The 22,010-nt window shown below is 65.9% G+C and carries 22 protein-coding genes and 1 pseudogene; 7 read left to right on the forward strand and 16 right to left on the reverse strand.

Going from position 1 to position 22,010, the window contains the following annotated elements; all coding sequences use genetic code 11:
- Nucleotides 1-91: 91 nt before the first annotated feature.
- Nucleotides 92-2,671 carry a Z1 domain-containing protein gene (locus V1457_RS24550; protein ID WP_338597165.1) on the reverse strand — a complete coding sequence of 860 codons (2,580 nt, stop codon included), beginning with the start codon at nt 2,669-2,671 and terminating at the stop codon, nt 92-94.
- 378 nt (nt 2,672-3,049) lie between these two features.
- Here V1457_RS24550 and V1457_RS24555 point away from each other — a divergent pair, with 378 nt between their 5' ends.
- Nucleotides 3,050-4,228, forward strand: a complete 1,179-nt coding sequence (locus V1457_RS24555; protein WP_338597166.1) for a DNA cytosine methyltransferase — start codon at nt 3,050-3,052, stop codon at nt 4,226-4,228.
- A gap of 272 nt (nt 4,229-4,500) precedes the next feature.
- Here V1457_RS24555 and V1457_RS24560 read toward each other — a convergent pair whose 3' ends face one another.
- Both V1457_RS24560 and V1457_RS24565 read right to left on the reverse strand, forming a co-directional pair.
- The gene (locus V1457_RS24560; RefSeq protein ID WP_338597167.1) at nt 4,501-4,926 is read right to left on the reverse strand and encodes a very short patch repair endonuclease; all 426 of its coding nucleotides are present in this window, start codon (nt 4,924-4,926) and stop codon (nt 4,501-4,503) included.
- A gap of 426 nt (nt 4,927-5,352) precedes the next feature.
- The gene (locus tag V1457_RS24565) at nt 5,353-6,483 is read right to left on the reverse strand and encodes a recombinase family protein (protein ID WP_200072581.1); all 1,131 of its coding nucleotides are present in this window, start codon (nt 6,481-6,483) and stop codon (nt 5,353-5,355) included.
- Between the two features lie 506 nt (nt 6,484-6,989).
- On the opposite strand from V1457_RS24565, the gene V1457_RS24570 reads away from it, so the two are divergent.
- Together V1457_RS24570 and V1457_RS24575 are read left to right on the forward strand one after the other, a co-directional pair.
- Nucleotides 6,990-8,447 (forward strand): toxin glutamine deamidase domain-containing protein, encoded by a 1,458-nt coding sequence (locus V1457_RS24570; protein ID WP_338597169.1) that lies wholly within the window; start codon nt 6,990-6,992, stop codon nt 8,445-8,447.
- A 30-nt stretch (nt 8,448-8,477) separates the two neighbouring features.
- On the forward strand, nt 8,478-8,777 hold the full coding sequence (locus tag V1457_RS24575; protein WP_200072583.1) for a YrhB domain-containing protein: 300 nt from the start codon (nt 8,478-8,480) through the stop codon (nt 8,775-8,777).
- A 318-nt stretch (nt 8,778-9,095) separates the two neighbouring features.
- On the opposite strand, the gene V1457_RS24580 is transcribed toward V1457_RS24575, so the two are convergent.
- Nucleotides 9,096-9,983, reverse strand: coding sequence for a recombinase family protein (locus tag V1457_RS24580; RefSeq protein ID WP_338597171.1), 888 nt, complete (start codon nt 9,981-9,983; stop codon nt 9,096-9,098).
- A 1,003-nt stretch (nt 9,984-10,986) separates the two neighbouring features.
- On the opposite strand from V1457_RS24580, the pseudogene V1457_RS24585 reads away from it, so the two are divergent.
- A pseudogene (locus V1457_RS24585) lies at nt 10,987-11,774 on the forward strand (SDR family oxidoreductase).
- A 122-nt stretch (nt 11,775-11,896) separates the two neighbouring features.
- Here V1457_RS24585 and V1457_RS24590 read toward each other — a convergent pair.
- The 5 genes from V1457_RS24590 to V1457_RS24610 all read right to left on the reverse strand — a co-directional run bounded on the left by V1457_RS24590 (nt 11,897) and on the right by V1457_RS24610 (nt 16,185).
- Nucleotides 11,897-12,475 carry a glycine betaine ABC transporter substrate-binding protein gene (locus V1457_RS24590; protein ID WP_338605105.1) on the reverse strand — a complete coding sequence of 193 codons (579 nt, stop codon included), beginning with the start codon at nt 12,473-12,475 and terminating at the stop codon, nt 11,897-11,899.
- Nucleotides 12,409-13,320: an alpha/beta hydrolase gene (locus V1457_RS24595; RefSeq protein WP_338597173.1), complete on the reverse strand. Its 912-nt coding sequence runs from the start codon at nt 13,318-13,320 to the stop codon at nt 12,409-12,411. Before V1457_RS24595 ends, V1457_RS24590 begins: the two co-directional genes overlap by 67 nt.
- Before the next feature lie 20 nt (nt 13,321-13,340).
- Nucleotides 13,341-14,153 carry an IclR family transcriptional regulator gene (locus V1457_RS24600; protein WP_338597175.1) on the reverse strand — a complete coding sequence of 271 codons (813 nt, stop codon included), beginning with the start codon at nt 14,151-14,153 and terminating at the stop codon, nt 13,341-13,343.
- 308 nt (nt 14,154-14,461) lie between these two features.
- Nucleotides 14,462-15,289, reverse strand: a complete 828-nt coding sequence (locus tag V1457_RS24605; RefSeq protein ID WP_295149809.1) for a DUF6282 family protein — start codon at nt 15,287-15,289, stop codon at nt 14,462-14,464.
- Nucleotides 15,290-15,354: 65 nt separating this feature from the next.
- A complete protein-coding gene (locus V1457_RS24610) occupies nt 15,355-16,185 on the reverse strand; it encodes a nitrilase-related carbon-nitrogen hydrolase (protein ID WP_338605107.1) in 831 nt (276 codons plus the stop codon).
- A 101-nt stretch (nt 16,186-16,286) separates the two neighbouring features.
- Between V1457_RS24610 and V1457_RS24615 the strand changes: the two genes are divergently transcribed.
- Nucleotides 16,287-17,120, forward strand: a complete 834-nt coding sequence (locus V1457_RS24615; RefSeq protein ID WP_338597178.1) for an FAD-dependent oxidoreductase — start codon at nt 16,287-16,289, stop codon at nt 17,118-17,120.
- Between the two features lie 29 nt (nt 17,121-17,149).
- Nucleotides 17,150-17,620 (forward strand): hypothetical protein, encoded by a 471-nt coding sequence (locus V1457_RS24620; protein WP_338597180.1) that lies wholly within the window; start codon nt 17,150-17,152, stop codon nt 17,618-17,620.
- An 86-nt stretch (nt 17,621-17,706) separates the two neighbouring features.
- On the opposite strand, the gene V1457_RS24625 is transcribed toward V1457_RS24620, so the two are convergent.
- From V1457_RS24625 to V1457_RS24650, 6 genes are all read right to left on the reverse strand, one after another.
- A complete protein-coding gene (locus V1457_RS24625; protein ID WP_338597181.1) occupies nt 17,707-17,865 on the reverse strand; it encodes a hypothetical protein in 159 nt (52 codons plus the stop codon).
- Between the two features lie 49 nt (nt 17,866-17,914).
- Nucleotides 17,915-18,271, reverse strand: coding sequence for a hypothetical protein (locus V1457_RS24630; protein ID WP_200072793.1), 357 nt, complete (start codon nt 18,269-18,271; stop codon nt 17,915-17,917).
- A 680-nt stretch (nt 18,272-18,951) separates the two neighbouring features.
- Nucleotides 18,952-19,167, reverse strand: a complete 216-nt coding sequence (locus V1457_RS24635) for a hypothetical protein (RefSeq protein WP_338597183.1) — start codon at nt 19,165-19,167, stop codon at nt 18,952-18,954.
- A gap of 340 nt (nt 19,168-19,507) precedes the next feature.
- On the reverse strand, nt 19,508-19,711 hold the full coding sequence (locus V1457_RS24640) for a cold-shock protein (protein ID WP_200072795.1): 204 nt from the start codon (nt 19,709-19,711) through the stop codon (nt 19,508-19,510).
- Between the two features lie 252 nt (nt 19,712-19,963).
- Nucleotides 19,964-20,119, reverse strand: coding sequence for a hypothetical protein (locus V1457_RS24645; protein ID WP_338597185.1), 156 nt, complete (start codon nt 20,117-20,119; stop codon nt 19,964-19,966).
- 255 nt (nt 20,120-20,374) lie between these two features.
- A complete protein-coding gene (locus tag V1457_RS24650; protein ID WP_338597187.1) occupies nt 20,375-20,968 on the reverse strand; it encodes a dihydrofolate reductase family protein in 594 nt (197 codons plus the stop codon).
- A 198-nt stretch (nt 20,969-21,166) separates the two neighbouring features.
- Between V1457_RS24650 and V1457_RS30690 the strand changes: the two genes are divergently transcribed.
- Entirely contained in the window at nt 21,167-21,439 is a 273-nt protein-coding gene (locus V1457_RS30690; protein WP_407074796.1) for a cation transporting ATPase C-terminal domain-containing protein, read from the forward strand.
- 61 nt (nt 21,440-21,500) lie between these two features.
- On the opposite strand, the gene V1457_RS24655 is transcribed toward V1457_RS30690, so the two are convergent.
- On the reverse strand, nt 21,501-21,956 hold the full coding sequence (locus tag V1457_RS24655) for a CBS domain-containing protein (protein WP_338597190.1): 456 nt from the start codon (nt 21,954-21,956) through the stop codon (nt 21,501-21,503).
- Nucleotides 21,957-22,010: the final 54 nt, after the last annotated feature.

Here is a 22,010-nt window from a genome sequence, read left to right on the forward strand (position 1 = left end):
GCCACGCGCGTACCGACCGGTCGTCGGTCGGTCGCCGCGTGTCCAACCTGCCCCCAAAGATCATCGAGGAACCTTCGCGGAATCTCGTACCTCACGAACCTCCTTCGAGGGCATCGAGATCTTCCTCCTCCAGCTCCACCCGGGAGAGGTCGGCGGACACGTAATTCCACTCCCACTCCACCTGGCTGTCCTCGGTGCTGGGTTTGGGGAAGACGAGTCCGACTCCGATCGCGTGCTCGGGGAGGTTCAGCGTGTACCTCCGCTCCGGCCTCTCTGCCCTCTTGTGGGTGGGCTCGGAGACTTTGTCGATCGCGTATAAGACGAGCAGCCCCGTGTTGGGCAACTGCCTACGCCTCTCGTCTCCGATCGTCCGCTCGTTGATGGATCCCACATCGCCAACGAGGTCGACGGCGGCATCCCGACGACTCATCAGTGTCTTGATATCCACAGACGACTGCTCGCCCGAGGTCAAGCCGGAGCGGATCACACGGCCCACGGCGACATCCGGGGCGAACTCGAAGGCTCGCGGAGTGTCCGGTGAATCGATCGTGTTCCCGACGATCGCGATGTTCCACCGGCCCAACGCTCCCGCTTTGCGCACGCGCTTCTCGATGTACTGGATCAACAGCTCGGAATTGCACTCCTGCGACTCTGTGTGGAAGTCGTACGCCTCGAGGAAATCGATCATGTAAGTGTGCGGGACGCCCCGGAAGATGAAACGCCCGGCGCTCTCCTCCTGCCGCGTGCAGCTGCGCACAGCGGCTGCAACCAAACGCTTGGCCGCATCCTGGTTCCCCCGCAACCAGTTCGCATCCTTCTTGAAATACCTAGTCTGCACGCGTTGGCCGCCGTACGCCGACGCCGCGCGCACCCCCGGCGCCATCTTAGCCGCGGCTGTGACCCTTAGCTGCGGGTGCAACCGGAGACGAACGGCGAAGGAGAGCGGGGTTTCGTCCTCGGTCATGTAGACCTCGATGTCACGCCGCATCTCAGCCTCGACGGTCGCGACGTGCCGGAACCAGTTCTGCAGCTGATCGGTCATCCAGATGCGTGGCAGGTCGGCGTAACCGGAGCGATACCCGAACCACCGCCCCATCTGGAGTAAGGTGTCGTAGGCAGAAGCCGAGCGGACGAAGTAGCTGACGGACAGTCCTTCGAGGGTCAAACCGCGCGAGAGAGTGTTGCCGCCGACCACGATGGCCACGACCGGCCCGTTTTCGTAGTCGAGCCGGTCTTCGCTGGCGTAGTTGTCCATGATGATTCGGCAGTCGTCGAGCACGCCGGGCAACTCGGCCAGCAACTTCTCGAACGGCACCGGTTGCTCCCCGAAGTCGTCGGCGGGAACCTGCGCGATCTCTTGCTCCCAGAGGTCCTTTAGCTCGGACTGCACGTCCCCATCATCCAACGAGGATTTCAACTTCTCCACCAGGTGCGCCAGCGGCGCCCGGAAGCTGTTGTGCACGCTCGTGTGAACATCGGTATGGATAAGCATCGTGTTGTGCGGGTTCCCCGAGCCACGAACTCGGCGAGCCGCTGTCACCAGCCAGAAGTAATGCACCGCGTTCCGTAGGGTGCTGGTGATCGTCGGGACGAAATCGTCGGCCTCCGTCGATTTCGCAGGACGAACGAAGGCGACGTCGTCGTCAGGTATATCCCGGATCATGCGGTACCCGCCGGGAACGTCCTCTGGATCCTCGCCGTCGACGGGCTCGCGGCCGAACAGGACCTCCGTGCCGAAGTAACCGTCCGAGTCCGCCGGTTTCGGAAGGTTGACCACGAAATTGCGCGGGTACAGGTCCTCCGCGACGGAAGGGTCGATCAGCAGATTTGCGAAAGGCGAGGCCGTGTAGCCGACGTAAGACGCCTTCGGCAACTTCGTGAGGATTTCGAGGATCAACGGATTGATCGACTTGGTAGCGACCGAAGCCTGATCCGCCTCGTCGTCGATGATCAACGCCGGGCAGTCCTGCAAGTGGTCCACGCCGGCGGCCAGCCAATCGGCCAACTTCCGCAGCACTGCCTTGTTCTTCTTCACCACACACAGGATCCTGGTTCGGTTGCTGTGCCCGAAGTAAGATGCCGGGTTGGCGTGCGGGGTAAAGTCCTTATCGAGTCCGGTCAGCTGCGACCACAACGTTCGATTGGGTTCGACAAGCTGGTGCACCAAACGAGACTGCGTCTGCCTGCGCAACCCGTTGTGGATTCCCGCGAGCACGATGAACAGCTTGTACCCACGATCGGCGGCTTTCGCCATCACGGAGGTGAAGTTGGTGGTCTTACCGGACTGCACGTAACCGACGACTAAGCCGCGGGAATTGAAGGACCGCTCGCGGGGATGGTTCAACAAGGAGACGATCTTGGAGGACGAGTCGTCGAGACTGCTAATCGCATCCGCGGACATCCCCTTTGCGAGCAGCTTCTCCAATGCTGGCCAACACTTATCACCCGCTTGAGGACCAAGGTACCAGGTATCGTGCTTGAGCATCGTGACCGAACGAGCTTCGGGTATATCACGAATTTCGACAGAGTGGGCTTCATGTCTACTTCTGATCCGGTCGACTACATCATGGCCGATTCCTAATTGTTGCAACCTCTTCAGCGCTTCGGCTGGCGGGAAGGATTCCAGCAATGCCCGGAACGTCTCATATTGCCCGTCGAACTCATCACTCACGAGGCCCCGCCCCCACAGACACGATGCGTTGATCTTTCTGCGAGCGGAGTGTAGACGAGTCTCCGGGCGCTGGAAACGAGGGTCACCGCTTCATCCCCCGCGACTTCGCCCTTAACTCCAATGGAGCAGCTGCAACTATGCATACACACCCCCGAATGGATGACAAGTGTGCGACTTCAATAGAACGCTCCCCAGCGAAGAACGATTCGTGCTACCGGCGATCGAGCCGCGACGCACCTACGACCGAATCCTACGGCCCCGTACAGGTAGGCCAGCCGACCTAAGTCCCAGCTCGTCACCCGGCTCATCGTTCATCGCGACCCGCTGGCCGCGGTGCCCGCGATCCGCGCGCGACGCGGGCCGGCTAAGATCGTCGCCGTGGTCGATCAACCGGTAGCGTCCCGACGGGACCCAGCTCACGTGGTAGACCTGTTCGCAGGTCCGGGCGGTTTGGATGTCGCGGCGCACTGGCTGGGGCTGCATGTGGACGGCATCGAATGGGATCCGGCCGCCCGCAAGACCAGGAAGGCCGCCAATCTGCCCACGGCGCCGACAGGGGACGTTCGCGAGTTAAGCCCCGGACATTACCCGAGTGCTGGCATCTTGGCCGGTGGTCCGCCGTGTCAGACCTACACGGTGGCGGGCTCGGGCGCGGGTCGCAAGGCCCTGGACCAGGTGAAGAAGTTCGCCATGCGGATGGAATATGACGAGTGCGGCGTCGGAGAGGACCTTCGGAGCCTGGCCGACGAACGTACCGCCTTGGTCCTGGAGCCGTTGCGCTGGATCCTGGAAGCGGACCGGGACGGAGACCCGTTTCACACCATCGTCTTGGAGCAGGTACCGACGGTTCGTCCTGTTTGGAAAGAATACCACGGTATCCTCAAGAGGCTCGGTTACTCCGCGGACTACGACGTGCTGAACACCGAACAGTTCGGCGTCCCCCAGACCCGTAGACGAGCGATCCTGATCGCCTCACGCGATCGGCATGTAACGCTTCCTCAACCAACGCACGCCCGCTACCGCAAGGGAGTCCCGTCTTCTGACCTTCCGGCCGGGGGGTTGGAACCGTGGGTCAGCATGGGCCAGGCACTTCGGAAACGCTCTCGACCGTTCGAAGTGATCTCGAACTACGGAACCGGCGGGGACCCGAAGAAGCGGGGACGCAGGGATTCCTCCATGCCCGCTGCCACCGTCACCGGCAAGATCCTGCGCAACCGGGTATTCGAGGGCGGGCAGGAAGCCAAACGGTTCGACGTACACGAAGCGGGCAGGCTTCAGACCTTCCCGCTGGATTACCCTTGGCAAGGTAAGGACCAAGCACAGCAAGTCGGCAATGCCATCCCCCCGCGTCTGGCCGTCCACGTGTTGGCCGCGGCGCTCGGATTCAAAGTCGACGACGAAGTCCTCGACGCCACCGTCGACGGCGAGTGGAAACGCACCTCCAAGGAAAAGCCCCTCGCGAACGAGCTACCGATTACTCATAACACACCCGGTAGAGTCGGAAACGACGCCTACACGCAAGACGTTTCCGCCGAACCCGTCACCATGCCGTCCTAATAGATCCCTGGCGCTTCCACAGGATCGCCATGTCCCGACGCCACTGGATGCTCCAGAATTCTTAGGACAGTTACGAACGCAGAAGCGGTCAGGTACCTGCCCGGCGAGCAAGTGCGCGCGAAGGAAATCGGTTCTTCTTCCACCGCGCCCACGCAACTCACATCAATCTTGCGGCCGTAGACCGCAGTGGACGTGCGTGCCGCGAGGATAGGTCCGTTCCCGTGGACCGACTCGCTCCGCTCGATCTACCGGCCACCGCCCCTCTCACAAGGTCACCGGCGCAACCGCACCTCATGCGCGATACGGGCCGCACCCGCCTGCGGATCCTCGTGCTCCCAGATGCGGAGGACCGACCAGCCGGCCTCGAGCAACAGCCGGTCGGTCTCCCGGTCGCGCTCACGGTTGCGTCGCACCTTCTCCGCCCAGAACTCGGAGTTCGTCGCCGACTGCGTGTGATGTTCCGGGCAGCCGTGCCAGAAGCAACCGTCCATGAACACCGCGACCTTGACCCGGCTGAAGGACAGGTCGGCGGTACGACGGATCGCGGGAAGCGGACGCATCGATACCCGGTAGCGCAACCCAAGCGCGTGCACGGCACGCCTCAACGCCAACTCCGGCTTGGTGTCCCGCCCCTTGTTGGCCTGCATGCTCTTGCGCACGCCTTCGCTGGAAGCCCCTGCCGGACGCCTAGAAGCCATGCTCATGACCTTACGTCACGGACGATACCCAGCCGTATCCCAGCAAAAGACCCTCGTGATCGATGCGTGGGTCAGTGCTGGGAGGTAGTGCCGAAGACGACAGCGTGCTTGAGATCAACACCTCTTGAATCCGAAAGCTACGCGGGTGAGCAAGCGGTACGCCCGTTGCGTCGCGGGTGCACACGCCAGCGGACGAAACGACCTTGCAAAGCACCGCGCACCGAAACGCTACGATCGCGGCATGGAGACGCGCTTTGCGCGGATCCGCCACGCGGCGGGACTTGAGTCCCCTCGGACACGTCATTACCCCATGAACCCGTGTGGTTCATGGGGTAATTCGTCTGTGTGCTGCCAGGATCGGCGGCTCGCAGAGCTGCCAGGTCGCGGCGCTGCAGGTGATCGTCTCACCTGCTTCACGCATAAGGATCACCGCTTCAACCGAGCGCGCGCTGATTGAGCGGTGAGCCAATCCAGCAAGCGGTCCTCACGGACGTAAAGGCTCCTGGGTTGGTCGGCTGTTCGCGGACGACTGCTGGTGTGCCCATGCCGACACCGGTAACCAGGCCGGCGGTTTATCCAGTGCGAGTCCATCCGCCTCCCGCACACACCACAGCGCACCAGGCCAGCCAACGCATACGTCCGCACCGTGCCGTCACCCGCCTTGCGCGGCGCGCGGATCGATTGCGCGGCAACGAAATCGGCCTCCGTGACCAAAGCAGGGTGGGTCACCCGTGTGGAGATCGTCCACTCAGCCGCAGGGTTCGGGCGGCGCACCGGCCGGGAGTGGTCATGATCAGTCCCGTACCTGTTCCACACCTGCCGACCCGTGTACCGCGGGTTGGCCAGGATGCAGGCCACCGTCCGCAACGTCCACCATCGCCGACCCCGGTGTGCATTGCGTTCCGCATCGACCTCAGCCGGGCATGGAACCCCTTCCTCGTTGAGCCCGCGGGCAATGCTCGCGACACTGGAACCTGCCAGGCGTTCGAAGAACATCCGCACCACATACGGTGATGTTGCCGGATCAGGCTCCAACCGCCTCAACCGACGACCCCACCCCGCGTGCACACGGTTCGGATGCGCACCCGCTTCCACCAGCCGATAGCCATAAGGCGGTCGTCCACCCAAATACCGCCCCTGCCCAGCGGCCTGCGCACGCATCGCCGCAAGAGTCCGGTGACGAGCACGTAGAACCTCGCGCTGCGACTGACTACCCAACATCAACAACAACGCCCGATGCGCAGGGTCTCCGAGATCAACTGGGCCCTCTGTCTCCGGTAACCTCTCCGCCACACCATGCCGCTCGAACACCGGTAGCAACCGAGTCATCTGATCCCCAGAGAACGCCCGCTCGTACTCACCGATCACCACCGCATCGAAATTCCGCCCCGAATCCGGCAACGCCGCCAGCAACGCAGTCGCCCGCGGACGCTGCCACCAACCACGACGACGGGAAATTCCAGCATCGAAGTACTCCGCCACCACCCGACCATTACCGCCGATCACCGCCACGTCGACGCGTGCATGGGCGGGCACCGACCCAGCCCGCCAAGACATCCCGCCTCCCGTCCTCTCGACTCGACATGCTCACGCTCCGCTCCGCTCGACATACATCCAGCCAACGAGACGCAACCTTGGTCAGGCATCGACGCGCTCGGCGGACGGACCACCGGAACGGAGCAACACACCACGGCCGATTGCGGGAAGCCTCGGTCTTCGCATGACAGACGCCTTCTCTGCCGCGCCGATTACGTCGCCCGCAAGGTCGGATTCCTCGGCGTACTGGTCGGCACCGTCAAGATGATCACCATCGTCCGGTCGTCGAATAGGACGGCTCGCGGGTAAGTCCGTCAAGCCGCGGTCCCGCCCCACCGAGGTGCGGTGGTCTGCCCCGGGGCCGCATTTTTCGTTCCGTATAGGGGCATCCGGCCGGTGTCGTAGACTCATGATGATCTGTTGTGATCATGGGTGGTTGCCGCACACGAGCGCTGCTGGCCGCGGTACCGCCCGTGACGAGGTGTCGGCACGTCGCAGCTCGTTCGGTGCTGTGGGGGTAGGTCTTGATGTCCGATTTTCCGGCTCACTTGTTCTCGCTGGGTGGATCTCCGGAGGCGATCGCCGCGTCGGCCCAGCGCTACGAGCGTTTCGGTCAGAACGCCTCCCATGCCGCTGACCGGATCACCGGGATGGATACCGGTCAGTTCGTCGGTCCGGAGGGTGATCAGTTCCGGGAGAAGCTCAGCTCGGACCTGCCTCCGCATTTGCGGACCACCGGCACTGCCTTCAGCCAGGTCGGCCAGGCGTTGACCGCCTTTTCCTCGCGGCTTTCGGATCTGCAGAGCACGATGCGCCCGCTGGCGCAGCGGGCGCCGGAACTTTGGGATCAGGTCAAGGCCAGCGAAGGTCGCCTGCAGCGCGCGCACGACGCCAACCAGGCACACCTGGCCCATGCCCCGGCCGGACAGGTCCCGTCGTCCGCAGCTCCCCACAGCTCCGGCGCGGACGCCGCGTCGGCGGCCGTATCCGCCGCCCGTGCGGCGTGGCAGGACTGCGTGAACAAGGCCAATGGGCTGCGTACCGAGATGAGCGCCGCCGCTCAGGAATGCGCGAACCGCATCGAAGAGGCCAAAGGAATGCGGTTCCAGGAACCCCCGGGCACGTTGGATCTGATCGGCCAGGGACGGGATTTCATCCGGGAGAACAAAGATGCTCTCAAAAACATCTCCGAGGCCCTGAAGATCGTCTCCGCGGGACTCGCGGTCGTTGGCCTTGCCTTGCAGGCCATCCCGGTGGTCGGCAATGCCGTCGGAGGAGCGTTCCTAGTGGCCGCCGGGATCACCGGCGGCGCCGCGCTGGCCATCGACGCCGGCATCTACGCCGCCACCGGCGAAGGCAGCCTCACCTCAATTTTGGTCGACACCGCGTTGACGGTCATTCCCATAGGCAAGTTGGCGAAACTCGGCAAAGCTGCCTTCAGCATGGCCAAGGACTGGCGTTTTCTTGCACGCCCCACGTCACACATTTCCGAACCGGCGATCCACGCAGGCTCGGCGAATCCGGCCATGAGGAGGTGGTTCCTCCGTGATCAGCACTCGTGGATGAATGGCGAAAATGCCATCAATGCCCCTCGGTTCAATGCGAGCACACCTGGCTACGTGGAGAACTGCTCGAACAACGTGGCCACCGTTGAACATCGGTTGAACGGGGTCGAGGTCTCGACCGCACCGTTGCACAACCCGCGGTGGCCGGATCCGGCCGCACTGGGCAATCCCAATGCCAGGTTCCAGGACGTGTCCAGCTATGATGACATCATCAAGGACATGCACGCCCGCGGTGCAGGATCACGTGGTGTGGTCTACATCAATCGTCCGGGCAACCCGGACTTGTTCATAAAGCCCACGGCCCACGTGTTCAACGTCCATCACGGCCCGCACGGGGTGGAGTTCCTTGATGGCCAAACGGGTAATCTCGCGGAGCTGGAACAAAATGTCGACCGCATTGGATACATGCCGTACCGGTAGGTGCGCGACAGGTTGAGGAGTGCAGCTGGAATGGTTTCGAAAGACGACGCCAACCGCGCCGCTGAACAATTTTTGGCGGAGGTTTACGGCGACGATGCGGTTGGGTCCACGATCGTCATCGAAGGAATCGGCGAGGTCCCCAACGCATGGATCGTGGCATTCGACCTGGCCGACAGCGACACGGATGATCCGACCCAATTGCCAATGGTGCGGAATATCATCGTCCCCAAGGACGGCACTCCCGCACACCTGCCACCTACAGCGCTTCCGATCCCGAAGTACCTGTCCATGGTCGAGTCCGGAGAATGGAACTGGGTCGGCGCGCCATAATTCCGACCCCACCCTGCCCCTGACGATTCATGCCTGCTGCCTGGTGACATCCAGGTTTGGCAAGCCGAGCGGACCGCCTCCATTTAGCCGACCTCCGGAAGCTCGATTCGTGTGGTTGGCGCGCAACTTCGTCCTCGGACACAGAATTACCCCACGGGTTTGATCTTTCGTAGCGTAGGGGTCCTTGATATCAGCCGAGGCGAGGCTACGGTCTCGCCTCGGTCGCGTCTAGGGCTGTTTTCGCAGCTTGCCTGCCTGGTGCTCGCTCGGCATTTCGCCAACGCCCGCGTTCCTCGCGGTACCCGGCCGATGCGTCGGTCAGCACCCTGGTAGGGACAGCTGTGTCCCGCTGAGTGGTGGTGCTGTGGGTGCCGGTTCGGGCTGGAGCTGTTCGAGTATCCAGTCCGGACCGAGGTAGACGATCACCAACCCGTTCGCGCGAAGATAGTTGACCACATCCTCCTCGGCGCCGCTGACCTCCGGCAGCCGGGATCGCAGCCCGTCGAGAAGGTGTTCCTCCCTGACATAGACGCTCTTCAGACCCGGCGCCTCGGCCCGGGCGCTCGTGCGGCCGTGACGGCAGCGGTAACCGGGGCAGTTATGCGCCCAGTGCGAATCGAACCGCCGATCACACGCCCCACACACCACCAACCCCGCCAGCCGATACCTTCGGGTCCCACCGTCCTGGGATCTCCTCGCCGCCCGGATGCCCCGCACCGAACGAAACGTCGCCTCGTCCACCAACGCCGCATGCGCCGGCGCGTCCGACACCGCCCACTCCCCCGCGTTCGTCCGACGGCCCGTACCGCCGGCACGACGAGCCGCCCCGAGGCTCTGGGTCGTGCCGGTGCGGTTCCACACCTGCCTGCCGGTGTAACGCGGATTCTCCAAGATCCCGGCCACCGTCGGCGTCCTCCACGCCCGCCCCGAACGATGCCGATTCCGCCGCGAATCAGCACCCGACGGACACACCACCCCACGATCGTTGAGCTCCCGTGCAATGCCGGCAATGCTCCGCCCCACCGCACGCTGCTGAAAAATCCACCGCACCCACGGCCCCGTCACCGGATTCGGCTCCAACTGACGCAACCGACGCCCCCACCGCGCATGCGCCTCCAACGGATGCGGACCCGCATCCACAAGCCGATACCCATACGGCGGCCGACCACCCAAAAACCGCCCCTGCACACACGCCTGCGTCCGCATCGCCGGCCAACACCCGATACCGCGACCGCACCACCCCACGCCGCGACTGCGAACCCAACAACACCGTCAACGCCCGATGCTCCGGATCAGCTAGATCCACCGGCCCATCCGTCTCCCGCAACCACAACTGGATGCCCCGCTCGGCAAGAACCGGTACCGGCTCGGCACCGAGATCGTCAAGCTCAGCGACGACGAGGCCGAGCAGACCTGGACGGCAATGCGGACGGCCGACCCCGCCCGGATGACCTACGAGGAAGCTCTGGTCCGGTTACCGACTTCATCACCAGCACGGACCCGCAGGCGGCGGGAAACCGGCTGCTGGGGCCGTTCTGATTCGTACGAGCACGAACGTGCGGAACGAATGGACGCAAATCGACTCCGGTGCCGGACGAGGACTGCATGTCCGCACCCCAGGCGCGCGAATCCGGCTTGCCCGCCAACATCGCCGGACCGTCCACAGTGCTCGGTGGCGCGCGCAGCGGGGACGTTCCCCGGATCCAGGCCTTTCACCACCTGTTCGGCTTCCGATCGTCCGGACGGCTGCCGTTCCTGCCGGGAACGGAAAAACGCAGCCACGCCAAGAATAGTAGCCAGAGCCGATCAGTCCCCCGGCACCTACGAGTTGGTCGCCATCTTCGATGCCCTCCACAACATGGACGACCCGGTCGCCGTCGGTCGGCACGTGCATGCGTCGCTGCCCCCCGGACGGCACCGCATGCTCTTCGAGCCCGCAGCCGGTGATCAGATCACGGACAACCTGAATCCGGTCGGCCGGCGCTGCCAGCCGCCCGTAGCGCGGAAACGATCCTCGCCGCCATCCGCCTTCTAGCGCCGTCGTACTCGTCCAGACCTCCGATCACGGCGTCGCCGTCCCGGCGAACCAGCGGCGGGGCGAGGGTTCACGCCCGAGCCGCCCGGGTACGGCGGGTGCGGGGCGCCGCAGGTTGGAGGCAGTGATGGGACAACCTCGCAGCAGCAAACACCACCCGGTCTGACGGGCGAGATGACCCCGGTTCCCGATCACGGTGAGACGACCTATACCGGTGCCGTGCGGCTGATCGGCAAGGCCACCGCCATCACCGGCGGCGACAGCGGTATCGGGCGTGCCGTGGCGATCGCCTTCGCCCGCGAGGGCGCCGACGTGCTGCTGCCCTACCTCGACGAGCACGAGGACGCCGAGTCCACCGCACGACTGGTCGAGGAGGCGGGCAGCAAGTCGGTGCTGGTTCCCGGCGATCTCGCCGAGCCCGCGCACTGCCGCAGCATCATCGAACGCGCCGTCGACGCGTTCGGCCGGATCGATGTTCTGGTCAACAACGCGGCGTTCCAGACGACGCGCGCGGCTCGAAGACGTCCCCGACGAGGAGTGGGACTACACCCTCGCGGTCAACCTCAGCGCGTTGTTTCACCTGTGCAAAGCGGCGCTGCCGCACATGGGGCCAGGCGCGTCGATCATCAATTCGACCTCGGTGAACTCTGACATGCCACCACCGACGCTGCTGGCCTACGACACCACCAAGCGGGCATCGCCAACTTCACCGCCGGGCTCGCCCGGCTCTACGGCCCACGGGGCATCCGAACGAACAGCATCGCCCCCGGCCCGATCTGGACGCCGCTGATTCCCGCGACGATGCCACCCGAGCAAGTCGAGCACTTCGGTGAAGACGTTCCCCTGGGGCGCCCGGACAACCCGCTGAACTCGCCGGCACCTACGTCCTGCTCGCCGCCGACGAGTCCAGCTACGTTTCCGGCACTCGCATCGCGGCCACCGGCGGGGAGCCGATCCTCTGACGCCACACTGGTACCCGGTGCGGCTGGAAACACCCGTCGCGGCCCATGTCTTCGGAGGGCGAGCGATCGTCGACCGGTTCGGCCGCAGCAGACCTGTCTGGCCAAACGGCGGCGGGCATCGGTCAGATGAAGCTGCGGCTGTTCAGGAAGTGCAGTGCGGCTCGGTCGGGGCTCGCGCCGTGCAGGTCGACCATGCCGTTCAGTTCCACCATCGTCTCTTCGGTGAGCTCCTGCCCGATTCTCCGGGCGAGTTCGCCAACTTCGGGATGTGCCCGCACGAGTTCCGAGCGCGTGGTGAGCGCTGCGAGCTGGGTGCTGAACTGCGTCTTCTCACCACCGGCAACAGCGCGTACATGGTGAGCGCGACGATCGACGGCGCGTTGCCTAGCCCCAGCGGTGCGATGAGCAGGCCGAACAACGCGTACGAGGGGATCGTCAGCAGCAGCGCGGTGGCGCCGAGCACCGCGGCGCGCAGGGCGTCGGTGCGGTAGACCACTACCGCCACCGGCACTCCGATCAGCACCGCCAGGCCGAGCCCTTCGAGGACGAGCACAGCGTGCGCGGTCGTCGCCCCGAGGACCTCCGTCCAGTTTCCGGCGAGATATTCGAGGAATCCCATGCCGCGGGTGCTCGCCTAGCCCACCGGCGCGCGGTCGAGCGCGTCGGCGAAGAAGTCGTCGAGCCGGTCGACGAGGCCGCAGAAGGTCGGGTGCTCGTCGAACATGAACTCGGTGTGTCCGGCGTCGTCGATGAGTTCCAGCCGCTTGGGCTCAGCCGCATGTGCGTAGAGGGAGCGGGCCTCTTCGGGCTTGTGCAGTTCGTTGGTACTGCCGTGGACCACCAGCAGCGGGCGCGGGGCGATGCGGTGCGCCACCGCTTCAGGGGAGAACCGCAGGAGCATGTCGGCGGATTCCAGGGTGACGCCGGAACCGAAGCCGGGGGCGCGGTAGAGCTCCGTGCCGACGTAGCCGTCGGTGTTGTCGTCCAGGTCAAGCCGTACGATGTCCCACGGTGAAGTGATCTCGGAACGGCCGAGTTCGGTGCGACGTGCGCGATCGGCCATGACCCGCTCCAGCAGGCTGTTCCACGTCCGCTCGTCGTGCATGGCGCGAGTGGAACGGGCGCCGTCGGCAATGGCGTTGACGGACGCGACGGCCCGGACGCGCGGGTCCTCGGCCGCTTCGGAGACGACGACGCCGCCGCCCATGCCCCAGCCGAGCAGCCCGATCCGGTCTGCGTCGAGTTCGTCCACAGCGGACACCCGGTCGACAGCGGCACGCAGGTCCTCGGCCCACTCCTGCGGAATCAGCCTGCCACGTTCCCCTTCGCTGAAGCCGAAACCGCGGTAGTCGAAAGCGAGCACCGCATAGCCCCGAGGTGTGAGCGCGCGGGCGAAGCGCTCCGGGTGGATGACCTTCAAGCCCTGGAATCCGGACGACGGGACGACCACCGGGTACGGGGCGCCCGCACCGCCGTCGTCGGGCAGGTGCAGGTCAGCGTCCAAGCGCAGGCCGCTGCTGAAGAACGGCAGAGGTCGGGAGATCACGATTCCTCCTTGTCGGTGGGTTACCGGCCCGGTATGTCCTGGCCGGTGGTCTTATCGCAGGCCGACTCGATACCGGCCATCGCGCGTGAGATCCGCCCTGCCGCAGTGCGGACGATGCGCCCGGCGCGGTCTAGGTCGCGGCCGAGGCGGAACTTCGGCGCGGAAACGTTCAGCGCTGCGACCACGCGGTTGCGGAAGTCGCGCACGGGTGCGGCCGCGGCGACGAGGCATTCTTCGAACTCCTCGTGCACCAGGGCGTAGCCGCGGGCGCGGGCCTCGCGCACGCGGGAGATCACTTCCTCGGCGTCCTGCGGGGCGCGTGGGCCCGCCCGGTCGAACACGGCGTCGTCGAGCAGGTCCCTGATCTCGTCATCGTCGTGGTCGAACAGCAGCGCCCGGCCGGACGAGGTGGTGTGCAGCGGAGTCACCCGGCCCACCCAGCCCGCCGTCTGCACGGCGCGCATCGGGCTCTCCGACATCACGGTCAGCGCACCGTCGCCGTCGAGCACGGTCAAGTGCGCACGTTCCTTGGTCACCGACACGACGCTGCGCAGCACCGGCGGCGCCTCCGCCAACAACCGCTGCTGGCCGACGTGGGCGGCCATCGTGAACATCCGCCAGCCCAGCCGGTAGCCGAGCGTCTCGGGATCGCGAGCGACCATCCCGGTCTCTTCGAGCACCCGCAACGCACGGGAGATCTGCGTCTTCTCCCTCCGCACGCGGCGGGCGATCTCGACCACTCCGAGGCTGCCCCGTTCGGCAGCGTCCACCGAGCCCAAGACCCCCAGGATGGCCGCCGCGCGGTGAACGCTGGACGAGCTTTCCTGATTCATGGCCGGAATAGTGAAAGCCGCACGTGGCGCGGGCAACCATCGTTGCTGCCCGAGCAACGGCAAGTTCCTCGCTGATCGGCATGTCGCACGCACCAGTTCGGAGTGAAGTGTCCGAGGAGACGTCCGGCCGGAGCCGATAGGCGGTTCCCGCCCATTCCTTCCCGCGGTCGCATCGCTGGACGAACCTCGTCGAGCACCACGCCGGGTTCGACGCCGTGCGTGCGCCGTTGCGGAGCGATCTCGCTGATTCCGGTGATGTGGCGGGAATGTCAGGTCTCGGGCCGCGCGGAAGTCAGCTGCCGATGGTGCTAGCGGCTCACCAGTGCGTCAGGCCGCTCGCCCGCGCAGGCACGCAGCGCGCCGCGGTCGAGGCCCTGCCCGGTGAGCACGTCGACGAGCAGTTCCAATGCCTCGGGCGGATTCGGCGAGTCCTGCTGGCCGGCGTCCGAGGACAGCACCACGTTGGCCAGCCCGACCTCGTCGGCGAACGCCGCCAGCATTTCCGGAGTGCACCCGGTCTGGTGCAGCAGCTGGAACGTCGTGATCTCGGCGAGCGCCCCGTGCGCGATCAGGGCCGTCGCTTGCGACGCCGTCATGGCGGGCACGGTGTAGCTCGGATGGGTCAGCAGGATCCTGCGCACCCCCTGCTGCCGGGCCGTGGGAACCAGCCAGGCCGCCTCGTCCCCGCTGATGTGGCCGGTCGCCAGCACCGCGTCGGCTTCCGCGATCAGCCGGCAGATCGCCCGCGCGTCGTCAGCGGTGGACGGATCCACCGGCGGGAGCGCGTAGCTATGGCCCGACAGCTCCGGACGGGTACCGCACAGGCTGGGCAATCTCGCCGACCGCTGGGTGTGCGCATCGGCCGTCGGCATCCACACGAAGCGGCCACCTGCGTCCAGGCATGCCGCCACTGCAGCGGGATTGACGCCACCGACGTGCTGGTTGAGCGCGATGCCGCCGTACACGCGCACCGGCTGCCCGCGGCCCGCTGCGACCGCGCGCCCGACCGTAGACTCGTAGTGTCCTTTGAGGACGCAACCGGTGAATCCCGCAGCCGCGTAAGCGGCCACCACGTCCCGGTCATCGGCCCGGCGCGGCGTCACGTCCGGTGCGGCATGCACATGGAGGTCGAACACGCCGACCACTGTGGGACCCGACCCGGTCGTTGACAACGCTCGTTGCTCGCCCGGCAATGCGGCGATCAGTCCGCGCCTTCCTCCAGCAACCTGTTGACCTCCCGCGACACCAAGCCGAACCGGGACTCCTGCAACAACGGCATCTCTCGGCGCCGCCTCCGCGCCGCCTGCACCTCGATGTCGACAACGGTCAGCGCGGAATCCCAGCGGGGTGCCTCGGCGACCACCTCGCCCCACGGATCGAGCACCCTCGATCCGCCCCAGAACGAAACACCTGCCTCGTCACCGACCCTGTTGACGAACACCACCCAGCACTGCTGCATTCGCGCGATGAACAGCAGCAAGTCGCGCCAATACGACTCGGTGTCGACGGCACCGGGCGCCACACCGGAGGCGCTGTTGGCCGGCACCAACAGCACTTCCGCACCGTCTTGGGCGGCCAGCCAGGGCAATACGGGCTGCCAGGCGTCGTTGCAGACCAACGTCGCCATCCGTGCGTGCCGCGTCTCGTAGGCGCGCAGCGCCGTCCCAGGGCTGGCGTGCTTGCGCTCCTCCCAGCTCAAGTAGTTCGGCAAGTAGAGCTTGCGATGGGTGTGCAGCACGTGGCCATCAGCGCAGTAGGTCGCCGAGTTGTACCGCCGCAGACGGCCGTCCTCGTGCAGGCCGACGAGCACGTCCGGCCCGAAGCGCGACAACCGCGCAACCCGATCATCGGTCACCGCGATCGACCGGTCATCGGGCAGTTTCCCGAGCGCGTAACCGTGCAAGCTCAGCTCCGGGAAGACCACGAGTTCGACCTCGCGCTCGGCCGCCTGCCGCACGACCGCCTCGGCAGCACCGGAATTCGCCTCGACATCACCAAGCGCCGTATCGACCTGCGCCAAAGCCAGCCGCATCCACAACCTCTCCCAACGAGCCGACATCCTGCTACGGCAAGTGCCGCCTCCGAGTCCTGGCACGCTGCATAACTGCTGGCACACGCAGCCGCCAAGCATCGTTGCTGGACCGACAACGCGGACGTCGCCGTTCTCGCGCTCCCAACAGGAGCCGATGCGCCGCCACCGAGGCGCAGTGTGGCTCCGTACGGACCCAGCCCCCTGTTGCGTGCGGCCGCGCAGGCCCTGGCGCACGCCGGTTCGCAGTCCTAAGTGGATTCCGATGGACTTCCCGGCGTGCCGGCGGAAACGGTGCGGAAAGTGCGAGCTCGAGCCTAGGGTTCGCGAGCTGGAGCGGACCATCGAGGCGCAAACCCGCAATCGACTTTACCCCGCCATCGGTCACCAACCGCATCACCTTCAGCCCCGCACTGCCGGTACGGCGGGCCGGACTGCAACAACGCATGCCGATGGGGTCGGTGATCAAGATGCACATCGCCTACCCGACACCCTTCTGGCGCCACCGCGGGTTGAGCGGCGCGGCCATGAGCACCGACCGCGCCCTGGCGCTCGTCTTCGACCAGACGCTCCAGAACGAGAGCGTCGGGGTGCTCGTCGGTCTCATCGAGGGCGAGCATGCAGTGCAGTACAGCCAGCTGAGCGTCGACGAGCGTCGCGAAGCCGTCATCGAGGACCTCGTCCACTACTTCGGCGAAGACGCCGCGTCTCCGATCGAGTACGTCGATTACGACTGGATCCGGGACGAGTGGGCCGAGGGCGGCTACGGCGCCCACATGCCACCCGGCATCGTGACCGGCTACGGCGACACCATCCGTGAACCCGTCGGGCGGATCCACTGGGCCGGCACCGAAACCGCCACCGAACACATCGGCTACTTCGAAGGTGCATTGCAATCAGGCATCCGAGCCGCGCGCGAAGTCATCGACGCAGGCTGACCGGGCACACCACGATCGGAGGCAAGAAGATGAAGTTCGCGGACTTCGCCGACGGGTTCCGCCTCGAATTGGCCAACCGAGAGTTCGCCCGCAGCGCGATGACCCTGCTCGCGGCCCGCGCCGGAGGATGCGACTCGGGACCGTTCTGGGTCGGCTACGCGAAGCTGGAGGAATTCAACGCACCCAGGTACCGAGCCGCCGCCCGACGAATGAAAATCAGCTTCGAACCCGACTGGAGGACCCGTACCCGAGGCTGGCTCGTTGGCCACACGCCCATGCCGCTCTTGCACGAACTCCTGCGGATCGCGTACCCGCGGACCGTCGAGTACGCCGAAGACATCAGACGACTCAAAGACGCAGGGCCACCACGGGAAGCGGCCTTCCTCGATTACATGATCAGGCAGGAGGACCTCCAGGTGCGCATGATGCACGCAGCCTTGATCGGGACCGCCAGCGAGGTAACCGCGCTGGTCGACGAATTCATCGCATCGGAGCGCTGACGACAAACCCATCAAAGTACTTTGCGGAACCTGGCGGATTTTGCACTGCCAGCAAATGGAACAAATACAACGCCTAGGGAGGCCCATCATCGCTGAACTTCTTGTTGGATGAGCTCAGCCGTGCGCCCGGCCAGCCGAATGTGCAGCAATGCGTCTTCTTCGAAGCCGTCGCCGACACGGGCCCGGACCTCCGCCGTGCCCGTGAGGCCAAGCGGCTCCCGCTCCGGTTGGCTGAACGGGGTCAACGAGCTCCCCGTCCGCTACACGCAGCAGACCCCGGCGGCGAGGATGTCTCTACAGCGGTAGCCCGGCCTTCGGGGAGAGCCACCTGGCTTCGTCGGTCTTGCGTAGAGCGGCGATGGTCGGCTGGTGCCGTTCGATATACCCGATCACCTGATCAAACATGTTGATGATCTCGTGCATCTCGCCGTGTGCCGCATACACCGCCGGGCGGCTGGTGTCGAGCTTGGTCATCAGCACGCTCACGAGGTGCCGGAACTCGTACAGGATTGAGGTGTCCACTGCCGCGTAGCAGCACAGCTCGTCGCTGACCTGGGCGGTTGTCTGCTCGCGTACGGCATTGACGGCCGCTTCAAGCGCATCGCGGGCGTGGTACAGCGTCTCAAGCGGGTGCTCAGCGGGTGCGCTCATGACGCTTCTCCTCTCCGCGCGTTGAGCGCCCCATGGTGCCGCAAATGACCGCTACGACCAGGAGCACTCGGTCCTTTCACCCAGTTGGGTGACACCGCCGCCGCGACCGTTGTCGGTGGACCGCCCGCTGGGACCAGGACGATGAGTACGGCCCCGGAGGCGGCGAAAATCGCGCTCGCCAGGCGAACCCAGGCCCGCAACCGTGGCTTGATCGAAGCATGGGCGCGTCGGCAGAGCTCCGCTCATGCCACCAGGATACGAACGTGGTGCCGTCGATCACCGATCACGGTCATCATCGGTGGTGAACGGGGTGCGCAGCCGGTGCATGGTGCCGTCGCTCCGGTCTGCCTGCCGGTGATGACGAGGGCTCGGGGTGCTGCGGGGCCGGTCAGGTTCGAGGAACACGACGGGAGCGACGGGCCTCAGCGTGCTGGATCCATGTCCGGCGGGCGGGCATGCGCCGGGACGCTGCGGCGTGCTGCGCCGATCGACGCTGGCGGGGCCGTTCCGAGTCCGGCTGCTGGAGTGAACGGGGGAAGAAGGAGGCATGAGTCAGTCCTTTCAGGACAGAGGGCCACGCAGTGAGCGCGTGGAGCCGACGGGAGTAAGTCGGTGCCGAAGGCCGCGTGCAGCACGCTGTGCACGCAGGGCGTCGCGTTGACGGGGCGAAGCGCGAGTCCTCAGTGGATTGCGTAGGTGCGTGCGGACGCGAAGAGGTCGACCCCAGCGACATCGACGCTGGCGGCCGCGGCCAGGTCCACGAGCGTGGCCGATGGCGCGGTCAGCAGATGTGGCCAGAGCTGCTCGGCCCGCCGGGTGATTTCCGGGCCGGCGAGGTCACCGTCCACTGTGAACGTGGCCGTGGTCGTGATCGGGTGAGAGATGATGGCCCGCACCGGGCCTCCAATGCATGGTGGAAGGTCCCCACGGCCTGGCGCCGACGCGGAAAGCGTCGCTGCTGCAGGCCACAGGGCGCGTTGACGAGCCGAGTATCGGCCCGTGGCACCAGGCCTGGGCTCGACTAGGAAAGAAAAGTTCCGATGTGCAACAGGTAGCGGCCAGCTGGTTGCTCACGCGCCCTGCGGGGCAGCGGCATCGCGGCGGCGCCGGTGTTGCTGCGGTAACTCCGATCGACACGTCTCAACCGCACGCAGCAGGCGGATGCGGGAACGGTGCCGACGGGACCGCAGTCCCCGGCCCGCGCAGCACGCGAGCCGGGGAGGGTACAGCGCAACCTCAAATGGCGCGGACGAGGTCCGCCTGGGCGCCCTTGGGGCCCTGGCTGACCTCGAAGCTCACCTGCTGGTTCTCTTCGAGAGTGCGGAAGCCCGTGCCGTCGATGGCCGAGTAGTGCACGAACACGTCCGGCCCGCCCTCGTCCGGGGCGATGAAGCCGAAGCCCTTTTCCGAGTTGAACCACTTCACGGTTCCCTGAGTCATGTACGTCTCCATTCGGGAGCTAGAGGAATCACGGGACACCGCACCGCGCGGCAGCCCCGGGCCGGGGATCTCAGACGGCGGCTCAACTCCAGCTACACCAAAGACAGCAGCTCGCCCGCATCAACATCCTGCGAGCATGCGCGAAACACGAACCCAGAAACAACGACCACCCTGGACGCTACACGCCACCGGCGCCGGTGACCAACCACCCCGCGATCAGGCGCGCCTGAGTCCTGTTCGGACGGATGCCGGCTACTCGGCGGGAAGATCGGAGGCGCGCAGCTCAAGATAGGACTGCCCGCGGTGGAAGCGCACGGCGCTGTGCAAGACCGGCAGCACCAGCCGGTTGCCGACGTTGACCGCAACCGGAATGTCACCGGCGTCGGTCTCCTGCAACTGCCCCAGCACAACCGCAAGCTCATTACGTCGCCGGCGGCCACGGATACCGAAGCTGCTGGCTGCGGCGCACATTCCGCTGAGGCGTCGCTGCGGGTGTGCCCCGTTTCCAGCGAGACACGCAGCGACGCCCGCCCCCGCACCGCGCGGCCACCGGCATCGCTGCGGCCATCCGCTGGACTGACCCGTATCAAATCAGCGCCGTGTGGCGACGATGATCAGAATCCGCCGTTCCTCGATCGTGACGCGCGAAGGCCCAGTTGCTGCTCAATCGGCGTCGTCGCGTTTGCGGTAGCGGATATGGGTGGTCAGCGGCGAGTGGAGCACCTCGACGGGCTCGAAACCGAAGGTCTCGACGCCCTCGAACAAGCGCTCGCCGCTGCCGAGCAGGACGGGTGCGATGTCGAGGGTGAGTTCATCGATCACGCCGGCGTTGAGTGCCTGTCGAACCGTCGAAGCGCCACCGGCGATGTCCACACCCTTGCCGTCGGCGGTTTCGAGCGCCTGCGCGTGAGCGGTGTCGAAGCCCTCGGTGACGAAGTGGAAGGTGGTCCCGCCCTCCATCTCGATCGGTTCGTGGGCGTAGTGAGTGAGCACGAACACCGGGGCGTGATAAGGGGGCTCGGGTCCCCACCATCCGTCCCACGTCTCGTTCCACTCACCTCGGATCGGCCCGAACATGTTTCGGCCCATGACATAGGCGCCGCGCGGGCGCATCAGCCACCTGTCGGCCGTCTTGTCGGCTTCAGTCGCGCGCGGGTCGCCGATGTGCCAACCGTGCAGCTCGTGGCCGCGCTTGCCCAGCGGATCGTCTCGGCTCTGCTCGGGTCCGGCGACGAAGCCGTCGAGCGAGATCGACATGTGGCATGTGGTGTCGGACAACAGCTTCTCTCCGAACGTAGTAGTTGCGGGTTGCGCTGCGGTCATCGGACCGCATGACACACGTACAGACTGGCGGAGGCCACCGAAATCATCGCGACAGCGCGAAAGCCGTTCAAGGCTTGAACCGCCCGAGGGTGTCCGGAGACTTCAGCCTTGGGAGGCCGCGGCGAGCGCGGCGTGGTTCGCGGGGCCGCGCGACCGGCACCGCCCGAACGCGCCACAGTCGCGCTGGTGGCACTGATCGGCGCACAGCTCGGCCAAACCTTGGCGCTGCGAGGTCGAACTCCCCTCGTAGCCGCCGCGGCACTCGCGTCCACGGCAGCCTTGGCCCTCGCCGTGCAGACCCCGGGCGTCAGCACCTTCTTCGGTTCCACTCCACTGTGGCCACACGGCTGGGCCACCGCGCTAGCGTCCGCCACCGCGGCCACCCTCGCCAGTGTCGTGATTTAGCACCGCGCAACGAACCGGATCGGCGCAGACAACAGGCCCGACCACAGCGAAAACGCGCGCACTACCGGTCCGCCCGCAGGGCAGTCGCATTCGCGCGACGCTCGCTGGCACGTGCTTCGACATCCGCATCGGAACAGAAGCCGAGACCCGTGCGTTTCAGACACAGCAACCCACGCAACATGCCTTGGTCATCGATGACGGCCAGGCGCCGACGCTGATTCGCGGTCATCACGCTCCAGGCAGCGTCCAGATCAGCATCAGGACGAACGACCCGCCCCTGCAACCGCCCGCTCAACCAGGCCGGAACCTGCGGAGACATCGAGCTGATGTCCGGCCGCTCCACCACAGCCAGCAGCCGACCACCGTCGACGACCAGCACCGCGTGCACGTGGTCGTCTTCAAAAATCTCGCGCGCCTGAGCAACCGTCGTCGCCGAACCGCACACCTTGGGTGCATGCAACATCGCATCAGCCACCGTCACGCCACCGCCAACGCACTGAATGCCCGCGCGACTCATGATGACGAATGCTCCAGCGACTCCACGCTGCCCAATCTACGGCGTCCACACACA

The sequence above is a fragment of the Saccharopolyspora sp. SCSIO 74807 genome (assembly GCF_037023755.1).
GTDB classification, from domain to species: domain Bacteria; phylum Actinomycetota; class Actinomycetes; order Mycobacteriales; family Pseudonocardiaceae; genus Saccharopolyspora_C; species Saccharopolyspora_C galaxeae.

Coding starts and splice junctions, on each gene's coding strand:
- V1457_RS24560 (WP_338597167.1), bottom strand. CDS start 4,926: ATGGCTTCTAGGCGTCCGGCAGGGGCTTCCAGCGAAGGCGTGCGCAAG.
- V1457_RS24565 (WP_200072581.1), bottom strand. CDS start 6,483: ATGTCTTGGCGGGCTGGGTCGGTGCCCGCCCATGCACGCGTCGACGTG.
- V1457_RS24570 (WP_338597169.1), top strand. CDS start 6,990: ATGTCCGATTTTCCGGCTCACTTGTTCTCGCTGGGTGGATCTCCGGAG.
- V1457_RS24575 (WP_200072583.1), top strand. CDS start 8,478: ATGGTTTCGAAAGACGACGCCAACCGCGCCGCTGAACAATTTTTGGCG.
- V1457_RS24580 (WP_338597171.1), bottom strand. CDS start 9,983: ATGCGGACGCAGGCGTGTGTGCAGGGGCGGTTTTTGGGTGGTCGGCCG.
- V1457_RS24600 (WP_338597175.1), bottom strand. CDS start 14,153: ATGAATCAGGAAAGCTCGTCCAGCGTTCACCGCGCGGCGGCCATCCTG.
- V1457_RS24610 (WP_338605107.1), bottom strand. CDS start 16,185: ATGCGGCTGGCTTTGGCGCAGGTCGATACGGCGCTTGGTGATGTCGAG.
- V1457_RS24620 (WP_338597180.1), top strand. CDS start 17,150: ATGAAGTTCGCGGACTTCGCCGACGGGTTCCGCCTCGAATTGGCCAAC.
- V1457_RS24630 (WP_200072793.1), bottom strand. CDS start 18,271: ATGAGCGCACCCGCTGAGCACCCGCTTGAGACGCTGTACCACGCCCGC.
- V1457_RS24640 (WP_200072795.1), bottom strand. CDS start 19,711: ATGACTCAGGGAACCGTGAAGTGGTTCAACTCGGAAAAGGGCTTCGGC.
- V1457_RS24650 (WP_338597187.1), bottom strand. CDS start 20,968: ATGTCGATCTCGCTCGACGGCTTCGTCGCCGGACCCGAGCAGAGCCGA.
- V1457_RS24655 (WP_338597190.1), bottom strand. CDS start 21,956: ATGAGTCGCGCGGGCATTCAGTGCGTTGGCGGTGGCGTGACGGTGGCT.